The following is a 10,643-nucleotide window of genomic DNA, read 5'->3' on the forward strand; positions in this document are numbered from 1 at the left end:
GCGCAGCAGGTTTTTGCGAAAACCGAGGCGTGAGGAGCGAGCGTATTGAGCGAAATACGTAAGCGACGAACAACGAAGGATTTCGCAAAAAGATCAAGCAAACGCGTGCTGAACGACTGCATGGATTGGGCTTCAGGCGGAGGCGGCACCCGGGCAAGGTCGGACGCCACACCTGCTGAAGCAGGAACTCCATACCCCGAAGAGCCTGGTCCCTTGTACGGAGTTCCGCCTTCAGGCGGAGGCGGCACCCGAGTAAGGTCGGACGCCACACCTGCTAAAGCAGGAACTCCATACAAGGGAACTGGTCCTCACCCGGATTCCCCCCCTTCACACACCGGAGTTTTCGCTGGCGAATCACCGGTAACCCGTTATGTTCGCCTCGTAGCGGGACGTCCTCCGCGGCCGTCCTGGCAGTTATGAATTTCAGGATGACCATCGCCCATGGACGGACGCGCACCGGATCGGCCTGCGAGCTTTCGTCCCACCCCCTTTCTCAATGAGCGCTCCCCTGAAGTTGCTGCTGGTAGAGGACAGTGACTCCGACGCGGAACTTTTGATCCATGCCCTGAAGCGAGCCGGGCTGAACGTGGTCTGGAAACAGGCTCAATCGGCCGCCGAACTCCGCGAGTTGCTCGCCCAGGAGTCCTGGGATGCCCTCATCGCCGACTTTGCCCTCCCTCAATTCAGCGCCATGGCGGCGTTGATGATCATCCGCGAACGGGAGCTAGATATCCCGTTTATCGTCGTCTCGGGTGTGGTCGGGGAAGAGACCGCCGTCGAGGCGATGCGTGCCGGAGCACATGATTTCGTCACCAAGCACAACCTCGCGCGCTTAGCTCCGGTGGTCGAGCGCGAGGTGCGCGGAGCCCGCGAGCGCAAAGCGTGGAAGGCGGCGGTCGAGGCCTCGCCCCCCGCAGAGGAGGACACCACCCATCTCAGCCCGAGTCGTTGGGAATGGTTTTTACCGCTGGCATCAGCGACGTCCCTGACCCTGCTGGTCACGGTGGGGATCGAACTGCTGCAAGAAATTTTCTTTGCCGGCATGCCACCGGGCAAGGCAGCTCTGGTCGTGGTCCTGGTGGCGGGGCCGGTCGCGGCCGCGAGCATCTACTACCTGCTCTCTAAGCGACGGGCGTTGATGCAAAAGATCATCGCCGAGTTTGTCGAGCGTCGGCGGCTCAACGAGATGAGCCATCGACTGGCGGAGCGAACTCGCGAGCTGGAGGCCAAGATCGAGGAGCGACAGCGCCGCGAGCGTCACCTCAAGGCTCAGCACGCGATCACGCGCATCATGGCGGGCACCGACCCTTTCGAGGAGGCTCTCCCATCGTTGCTCCAAAGCCTCTGCACCGTGCTACTGTGGGATGTCGGGGTTTTTTGGAGCCAGAACACGCCGGACGGGGACCTGGAGATCGCAGCCCGCTATCCCCAGGCGCTGGCGGCCCATTCGGCGGAAACCACCCCCCTACTCTTCGATCGATTGGCACATCACGCTCGCGACAGCCGCAAACCCCTGTGGATCCAGCCGCTCAACGATCCAGCGATCGCGCCGCCCGACATCCAGGGACTGAAGACATTTTATAGAACCGCCCTCGCCTTCCCGATCCGCCTCGGCCAGGACTTCCTGGGCGTGATGGTCTTTCTCACCACGGAGTCTCGCACGGCCGATCGCGAACTGCTGGAGCTGTTGGAGGACATTGGGAACCAGATCGGCCAGTTCATCGAGCGCCGCCGGGCCGAGACGGAACTGCAGAAGGCCCATGAGGATTTGGAACTGCGAGTACGCAAGCGAACGGCGGAGTTGGCCAACTTGAACGACGCGTTGAGCCGCAGCGAAAATAACCTGCGCCAAGCTCAGCAGATCGCGCATCTCGGCAGCTTTGAGGCTTACACGCCCTTCCACCTGTCGCTGGGAAACTATTGGTCGGACGAGGCCTGCCGGATTCTGGGGCTCGATCCCACGCGCACCAACCTTTCCCTGGAGAGCTTTCTTAACGAGCTGGTGCATCCGGAGGATCGAACCCGCATCCAGCAGGAGCTGAGCCGGCTGGAGGAAGGTCGATCTCCCTTCGAGCTGGAGCACCAGATCGTCCGCCTGGGCGAAGCGCCTCGCTTTGTGCGGATGCAGGCCGAGCCGTGCTTCGATGAGCAAGGGCGGCTGTTTAAATTGATCGGGACCATCCACGATGTCACCGAGCGAAAGCAGCTCGAGCAGCAGGTGCTGGAGGTGAGCGAGAACGAGCAGCGAAGGATCGGTCAGGATCTGCACGATGATCTGTGCCAGCATCTGGCCGGCATCGAGTTCATGAGCCACGCTCTGCAGCATCGGCTCGAGCATGAAGGGCATCGGGAGGCCGAGTTGGCGCGTCAAGTAGCCGACCTGGTGCGAGGATCCATCAATCAGACGCGCGGGCTGGCCAGGGGGCTTTCCCCCGTCCAACTGGAATCCCGCGGTCTCACGGCGGCGCTCCAGGATCTGGCCGCGCACGTGCAGCATGTGTTTCACATCAACTGCCAGTTGGCGGCCGACCCGCTGGTGGAAGTGCGCAACGTGACTGTGGCAACCCATCTGTATCGCATTGCCCAGGAAGCCATCAACAACGCGATTCGCCACGGCAAGGCCGACCGCATCGATATCGAGCTCCGGAATGGGCCAAACTTCGCCCAGCTGCGGGTTCGCGACAACGGGGGAGGCTTCGACACGGCCCCCAGCGTCGAGCCTAAGGGGATGGGGCTGCGGATCATGCACTACCGGGCGGGCATGATAGGAGCCTCCCTGCAGGTCGCATCGCGATCGCCCCGCGGTGTGATGGTCGAATGTAACTTTAAATCTGAAGTATGAAACCAGCTCCCGCCAAAGCCGTGCGTAAGGCCCGGCATCGCATCCTGATCCTGGACGATCATCCCATCATGCGCCAGGGCCTGGCGCAGCTCCTGGCTCACGAACCAGATCTCCAGGTCTGTGGCGAAGCCAATGAAGCCCGAGAAGCGTTGGCGAACATTCCGAAGACCCTCCCCGATCTCCTTCTGGCCGACTTGTCGCTGCCCGACCGCAGCGGCCTGGAGCTGATCAAGGACCTTCAGCTTCAGTTCCCGGAGCTCAAGGTGCTCGTTCTGTCGATGCACGATGAATCGCTCTACGCGGAACGCGTGCTGCGCGCCGGAGGACGCGGCTATGTCATGAAGCAAGAAGGCGGCCGCAAGCTGCTGGAAGCGATTCGGAAGGTGCTGGACGGGCACATCTATGTCAGTGAAAAGATAGCCGGCAAGATCCTGGAGATCTTTGCGGGACGCCGCCAACAAGCGGCCACCTCACCCGTGGAGTTGCTCACCGACCGCGAATTGGAAGTCTTTCAGCTGATCGGCCAGGGCCTCAGCACCCAGGCCATCGCCAGCCGGCTCAGCGTCAGCGTGAAGACCGTCGAAGTCCACAGAGTGAACATCAAGAGCAAGCTCCAACTCGCCACCCTGCCTGAGCTGGTCCACCAAGCCGTGCGTTGGGTGGAGAGCAAGGGATTGATCTGAGGAAACGGCGGCGAACCTTTGTCGGCGGCGAATCTCCTATGGCTCCAATCCTTCCTACTCATCGCCGGGCTCTCCTCCCCGCAAGCACGCTGGCCGCCAGCTTGCTCCTCCTGACCTTCGTCATCTCGATACCGGCAGCGGTGCGAGACATTGTGGTCACCAATGACCTCACCCTGGAGGCCGGGGCGACACTCAATGCCCGTCTAGTGGTGACTGCGAATCACGTGACGATCCAAGGGAATGGCGCCTCGTTGGTCGGAACCGGCGTAGTCGACGATCTCGCATCCCTCGAGAAAGCGGGCGTGGGAGTCCAGATCGAAGGCTGTGTCAACGTGCGGATTCTAAACCTGCGCGTGCGCGGCTTCGCCAATGGACTGCTCGCCCGCAACGCGCGCGCGCTCCATCTGGAAGGCTGCGACTTCTCGGACAACTACAGCAACCCCAAGCACGGATGGGGGGAGTTACCACCGCGCGGTGGCATTCTCTTCGAGAAAGTCCGGGACAGTGTCGTCCGGCACACCAAAGCCAACCGAGTGTGGGACGGGATCCACCTGGTGGATTCGGATGACAACTTAGTCGAGGACAACGACTTCTCCCACTGCTCCAACACCTGCGCCAAACTGTGGCACGCGTCCCGAAATCGATTCCTGCGCAACAATCTGTCCTACGGCATCCGTATCGACCGCGCCGCCGGCGAGGTTCATGCACGAGACTCCACGTCAGTGCTCATCGAGACCGGATCCGACGACAATTACTGGTTCCGCAACGACATCACCCACGGCGGCGACGGCATTTTCATTCGCGTGCTCAATGGTTGGGTCTCCCGCGGCAATGTCTTCGTCGAGAACGACACCTCCTACGCAAATAACAACTGCATCGAATCCTGGAGCCCGGGCAATACTTACATTCGCAACAAAGCCAATCATGGCAGCTATGGATTCTGGCTCGGCGGAAGCGATCAAACCGTGCTGATCGGCAACGAAGCAGGGTTCAATGGCCTAACCAACGGCTACCACCAGGCGCCCGAGCCCGGATTCCGTCACGGCGGCATCGTCATTGTCGGCGGCCCCTCCAGCCACACCCTTATCAGCGGTAATTGGTGTCATAACAACAATGGGGGCGGCATCGTGTTTCGAGGCGATGTCGGCTCGAAGGGCAAACGCTGGAGCACCGAGCACTGGATCGTACAGCAGAACCGCCTCGAATCCAACCGCTGGGGAATCTGGGGTCGCTGGGGTAACGGGGTTTGGCTGGGGAACAACACGTTCCAAGGCAACAGCGAGCCCGTTCTCTTCACGGACTGCACCGACGTTCAGTCCCGAACGAACGAGGCGGTGCGCCTGGCTCCCATCGCGGAGATGGTTGGAAGCGCGCGGGGAACGGTCGGTCAACCGGTGATCCTCGATGCTCAAGGGAGCCGGGATCCGGAAGGACGAGAACTCCGCTTTCTCTGGCGAGCCGGGGAAGTGAGGTCGGAAGGAGCTGTGTTCCGTCATACCTTCACCGAACCGGGTTTCTACCGGGTCGGACTCACGGTCGACAACGGAGTCTTGGCCGATCTCCAATGGCGCGACTTGGTGGTTGCCGCACCGGTGGACCAGGAGATCGGAACCGAAAGTCATGCCTCTCAGTGGGGATTCGAGCTGGAGGGTAACTCCGGTAGCCGAGGCCGGGTTCAGTTTCAGGAGGACCCGGATGCGGTCGTCGGGAAGAACTCCCTGCGTTGGAGCCCGGATCCTTACCCCGGCCAGTATGCCACCGTCTTCTTTCCGGCCACAGGCCAAGCCCACTGGGATTGGTCCAAGAAAAAGCAGATCCGGTTCTGGATCAAAGCCACCAACCCCAATTTGCCGGGATTTCAGAATGCGGGTCCGGTGTTTTGGATCCACACTACCTCAGGCAAGGTCAAACTGGAGCCGGCGGAGGGCAGGAATTTGTTTGGGGATCTTCCCTTCAGCGAGGCCCGCTGGACCTGGATGCCGGTGTCGATCCCGCTGGCAGGGGACAAGGACTGGAGGCGTTCTCAAGAAGGGCCCGCCGATCTCCAGTCGGTCAGCCGATTGGGCATCGCGCTGGACTCCTGGGGTGGGAGCCCTTTCACCATCTGGATCGACGGACTGTCGGCGGAATAAACTGAAGCAGGAGAGACCGACTTTTTGCGCAGTAACCGGATCACGCGGATCACACGGAGGGGACCGAGAATCGGAAAGCCGAAACATCGAATTCTCCTCTCCTCAAGGTGTTCCCAGCCCTTTCCGTGTGATCCGCTTGATCCGTGGGCGAAACACACCTTCCCCGTCGGTTCTCCGTCCGCCTCCCCCCTCCAATCTAAGGGAAAACCTTAGGCAACCCTAGGGCCTTCGAAGGACCCGAAATGGGGTCATCCCGATTGTTCGTGCGCACTTCCCGGCGTATACCTTTCCTACGAAGCGACGGGGTGGACCAAATCCTCCGCTTCGAAGTTCGATCTAAGGAACAGTGTTAGGGGAAAAGGATCACTCAACCGGTTCGAACGGCACGTTGTTCGTTCTTTGTATACTCTCGGTGCAGGGCTTAAGGTACGAGGGCTAGGGGAACGTTGCGGGTGATTGTCCTTCCATGGTCACCTGGGCGTAGTCATCGGACCTGATAGCCGTTCGCGGAACATCCGAGTCCGTTCGTTCAGAAGGTACTGAACCCCGCGAGCATAGTCAGGTCGTGGTTGGTGTTTCTGCTACGATCTAATCGGGGGAGGCGTCAGGCTGCGCTGGTGGTACATGCGCAGCGGATTGCCTCCCCCGTTTCTTTTGCCTCGAACGTGGCCTCATCACCAATGGAGGGCGAAACTCTGTTGAGCCCACTTCTGCCCCGGCTCAGGATAACAAAGGGGCAACTCCGCGAGGGCCACCAGTCGATCGTCACCACCTCGTCACGGCGGTAGGGAGAGACTCCGATCGAGCCCACTCCTGCCCAAGGCTCCCCTCAAGACCAAGGGCTACCCCGATGAGGAAATAACAACATCGATCAACCCTAGTGGCTCCTCGCCGCAGATCCTTTGAAGATTCTTATACCTTGCGCTTTTATGGGCTCGACGGAGTCTCTCCCTACCCCATATGGCCACGAAGGGACTGGCGGATCGCTTCTAGTAATTTCGCCTCGGCCCCGGGATCCACCCAACACCAATCTCCTAGATTGGGGTCCTTCTCGGCCAGGTGCTTTTCGGTTGGAATGTAACCCGTAGCTCCATCCCCGTAGCCCGCCACACAGACAAAGGAGTCCGGCGCCATTTTCTGTGCGGCCAACTGAAATTCCAAGTAGGCCTCCCCGGGACACAGAAGCAGTTGAGCCGGGCCGAAATCAATGGCGGGGACCTGAATCGGGGCCCCGTGGGCGAGACGACGCCGCCAACTCAGTGCCATGGCCGCGAGACAAAGCTGAAAGGGCTTGGTCTCCACGTCCAACTTCTTCTCGAGCTCCTCCACACTAAACCCCGCGCTGCTCCGGGGAGCAAAAGGAACGGGAGTCGTCCGAAAGGTGAATCCTGAGACCGGACGTTTCTTGGTGTTCTTCCAGGCGGCAACCATCGCCGCGTGGAGTCGGTCGGCCAGCACAACCCGATTCTCGGGAGCACCCGTATTGTACTTACCGGCCGTGATGTTGCCGCTGCAACCGGAACAATAGATCTGTCGGATCTCCGGTGTCTCGGCCTGACGCTTCCGCCGCGCCAAACCAGGAAAGTCGGCCGAGACATCCCCTTGTCCATAGTGGCTCATGGGATGCACGGCATAGAAACTCAGTGCGGCCAGGGCTTGATCGCGGTTCCAAAAGCTGAGGGTTTTCAAGAAGGGGTCGATCAATCCAGCGTCGGCCTCGATGGCGAAAGCGTTCCGGGTGCTGCTGGTTCGATCGAATCGGATCGTCCCATCGGGCATGACATACCGTCGATTCGAGGCCACCTTCTCCACCTGCGCCTGCCCCATTCCGACGTGGGTCACACGCCGGGCCAATTTCAGGCAGTTCCGGGCGGCGAAGAAAACCCGTTCGAGTGCCCGCTTGTGAAAGTCCAGGTCACAAACCGTCGCCTGAAGGTTGCGTCGACGCAGGATGCGCTCAGCCTCCAGGTCCGCGACCGGAGCATCGTGCTGGTGGATCGTCGTAATGCACACATTGGCAGGGTCGGTGCCCACCGCCCGGGCGAGGCTGGCCTGCCACTGGCTGTACGCCTCGTTACGAATCTCACACCAATCTACCGACACCCACACGACCCGGCGATCGCCCTGCATCCATACGATCCCGTGAGCCTCAAGAGGATCGATCACCCGCTTGGAAAGCCAAGCTCCCCCCATCATCCCATGTCCCACCGGAACCGTGACATCCGCGCTAAAGGTAGCGAGCTTAAGCTCTCCATCTGCGGCAGCCGCCCCCAGCCAACCGGGCAAGGCCAACCCCGCCGCGCCCGCTCCGAGCCCCCCTAGGACCCGACGACGGCTAAGCTTCCCAGAGAGTATCGAATCGCCCAAGGCAGGGGTGTTAGGGTGCATGGTGGAGACATGTTAGCTGGCGTAGGCCCGATTGTCAGCGGTTTCCCACCAGAAAGACCTTGCCTTCGCGGCTCAGCTGAGCGACACAGCGCGGACGTAATTTCGACATGAACGAAGTTTTTATCAACAAAGTTGCCGGGGAACTGAAACTCCAGCCGCGCCAGGTCCTGGCCACCAGCCGTTTGCTCGCCGAAGGCGGCACGGTTCCCTTCATCTCTCGCTACCGTAAGGAGGCTACCGGCAGCCTGGACGAAGTGGCCGTAACGGCCATTCGGGACCGCATGCTGCAGCTGGTCGAACTGGAGGAGCGACGTAGCTCCATCCTGAAATCGCTGGAAGAGCGAAAGCTGCTGACCGATGAGCTTAAAAAGGCGCTCCAAGCCGCTGAGCAGCTCACCACCCTGGAAGATCTCTACGCCCCGTACCGGCCAAAGCGGCGCACGCGGGCCACGATTGCGAAGGAAGCAGGACTGGAGCCCTTGGCCAACCAGCTGTTTGAGCTGCAGGCCACCATCGATCCCCTGGCCGAAGCCAAAGCGTTCGTGAACCCGGAGAAGGAGATCAAGGACGTTGACGCCGCCCTCGCCGGGGCCCGCGATATTCTGGCGGAACGCATCAGTGAAGACGCCGAATCGCGTGCCAAGCTGCGCGAGCTGTTCTGGTCGCAAGCAACCGTCCGATCGAAAATGTTGATGGGCAAGGAGGAGGAAGGCGCCAAATTCAAGGATTACTTCGATTGGTCGGAACCACTGGCCAACATCCCCAGCCACCGCCTCCTGGCCATCCGCCGGGGAGAAGCCGAGGGAATTCTGCTGGTTCGAATCAATCCTCCAGAGGATGCCGCGCTGAGCCTGCTTGAGCCCCAATTCGTCAAAGCCCCAGGTAAGCCGGGCGGCGAGCAGGTGCGTCTCGCGGTGCAGGACAGCTACAAGCGTCTCCTGGGTTTCGGCATCGAGGCTGAGATTCGAATGGAGTCCAAGAAGCGAGCCGATGCCGAAGCGATTCGCGTGTTCGCCGACAATCTTCGCGAGCTTCTCCTCGCACCGGCGCTGGGTCAAAAGAACGTCATGGCGGTCGACCCCGGGTTCCGCACCGGCTGCAAGCTGGTCTGCCTGGATCGACAGGGGAAGCTGCTGCACAACGACGTCATCTACCCGAGCAAATCGGCGATGGAGATTCGCGAAGCGGCCGATACGGTCCGCGGGCTGGTGCAGAAGTATCAGATCGAAGCTATCGCGATTGGGAACGGCACCGCCGGACGCGAAACTGAAACGTTCATCCGCGCGCTCAAACTCCCCTCCTCGATCGCCATCGTGATGGTCAACGAGAGCGGCGCCTCGATTTACTCGGCCAGCGACGTCGCTCGCGAGGAGTTTCCCACGCAGGACATCACGGTACGCGGCGCCGTCAGCATCGGCCGCCGCCTGATGGATCCGCTCGCGGAACTCGTCAAGCTCGATCCCAAATCGATTGGCGTCGGACAGTATCAACACGACGTCGATGCCGGCGCCTTGAAGCGCGGTTTGGACGATGTGGTGATCTCGTGTGTGAATCGCGTTGGGGTGGAACTCAACACCTCGAGCAAGCAGTTGTTGAGCTATGTCTCCGGGCTGGGATCCACCCTGGCTGCCAACATCGTTGCCCATCGCAACGAGCACGGACCGTTCAAGTCCCGTGAGGAGCTGCTCAAAGTCCCCCGGCTGGGTCCCAAGGCTTTCGAACAATGTGCCGGGTTCTTGCGCATTCGAGACGGAGCCCACCCGCTGGATGCCAGCGCGGTGCATCCGGAAAGCTATAAAGTCGTTGATGCCATGGCACGCGACACCGGCTGTACGGTGATGGACCTGCTTAAGGACTCCGCTCGACGTAACCAACTCAAGCTCGATAAGTATGTGACCGAGACAGTCGGGTTACCCACGCTCAAGGACATTATCGAAGAGCTGGCCAAGCCCGGACGCGATCCCCGCGAACGCTTCGAACTCTTCTCCTTCAAGGAAGGCGTTGAGAAAATGGAAGACCTTAAGCCAGGCATGAAACTGCCCGGCATTGTGACCAATGTGACCGCGTTTGGTGCGTTCGTGGACATTGGCGTGCATCAAGATGGTCTGGTCCATGTGAGTCAGGTGGCGGACCGGTTTGTCAAGGATCCCGCCGAAGTGCTGAAAGTAGGGCAGAAGGTGACCGTGACCGTGACCGAGGTGGACATTCCGCGGAAACGGATTGCTCTCTCCCTGAAAGCCAATCCAGAGATTGGCCCGGCGAAAAGCGGCGACCGCACCAGCCCCGCTCAGCCTCGAGGCGCAGGTCCCCGCCCGCCGTCCAAGCCGTCCGGTCCCCCGCCCCGTGATTGGTTTACCGAGGCGCTGAATAAGAACAAACAACGGAGTTAGGGAGCGTGGTTTTGGGCGGGTGAGGTCGGGGGGGAGATCCCGACTCCGTCGGTGGGACAAAAGCGGCAGAGGGCTCTAAGCATTACCCACAAGTTCTTCGACCAAATGTTAGAATCCCAAAGGGATTCCGCCTCAAAGCCCAGGGTTGGCGCGACGCAGGAGCGCCTACCCTGGGTTAGTCGTTGTTTTCTCACAACCCCATCGCGGG

Annotated in this window: 5 protein-coding genes; 4 read left to right on the forward strand and 1 reads right to left on the reverse strand. The window is 60.8% G+C overall.

The annotated features are described in order from the left end of the window. Positions 1-496 precede the first annotated feature (496 nt). The 3 genes from JNN07_04780 to JNN07_04790 are packed head-to-tail and all read left to right on the forward strand — an operon-like array spanning position 497 to position 5,657. On the forward strand, positions 497-2,842 hold the full coding sequence (locus tag JNN07_04780; GenBank protein ID MBL9167034.1) for a response regulator: 2,346 nt from the start codon (positions 497-499) through the stop codon (positions 2,840-2,842). Then, a complete protein-coding gene (locus tag JNN07_04785; protein ID MBL9167035.1) occupies positions 2,839-3,525 on the forward strand; it encodes a response regulator transcription factor in 687 nt (228 codons plus the stop codon). The genes JNN07_04780 and JNN07_04785 overlap by 4 nt, the downstream gene beginning before the upstream one ends. Positions 3,526-3,563: 38 nt before the next feature. Next, complete coding sequence (locus JNN07_04790) at positions 3,564-5,657, forward strand: right-handed parallel beta-helix repeat-containing protein (protein ID MBL9167036.1); 2,094 nt, start codon at positions 3,564-3,566, stop codon at positions 5,655-5,657. 951 nt (positions 5,658-6,608) lie between these two features. Here JNN07_04790 and JNN07_04795 read toward each other — a convergent pair. After that, complete coding sequence (locus tag JNN07_04795) at positions 6,609-8,045, reverse strand: hypothetical protein (GenBank protein ID MBL9167037.1); 1,437 nt, start codon at positions 8,043-8,045, stop codon at positions 6,609-6,611. A 107-nt stretch (positions 8,046-8,152) separates the two neighbouring features. On the opposite strand from JNN07_04795, the gene JNN07_04800 reads away from it, so the two are divergent. Continuing rightward, positions 8,153-10,435, forward strand: coding sequence for an RNA-binding transcriptional accessory protein (locus JNN07_04800; protein ID MBL9167038.1), 2,283 nt, complete (start codon positions 8,153-8,155; stop codon positions 10,433-10,435). Positions 10,436-10,643 lie beyond the last annotated feature (208 nt).

This window comes from Verrucomicrobiales bacterium (genome assembly GCA_016793885.1).
Lineage (GTDB): Bacteria > Verrucomicrobiota > Verrucomicrobiia > Limisphaerales > UBA11320 > UBA11320.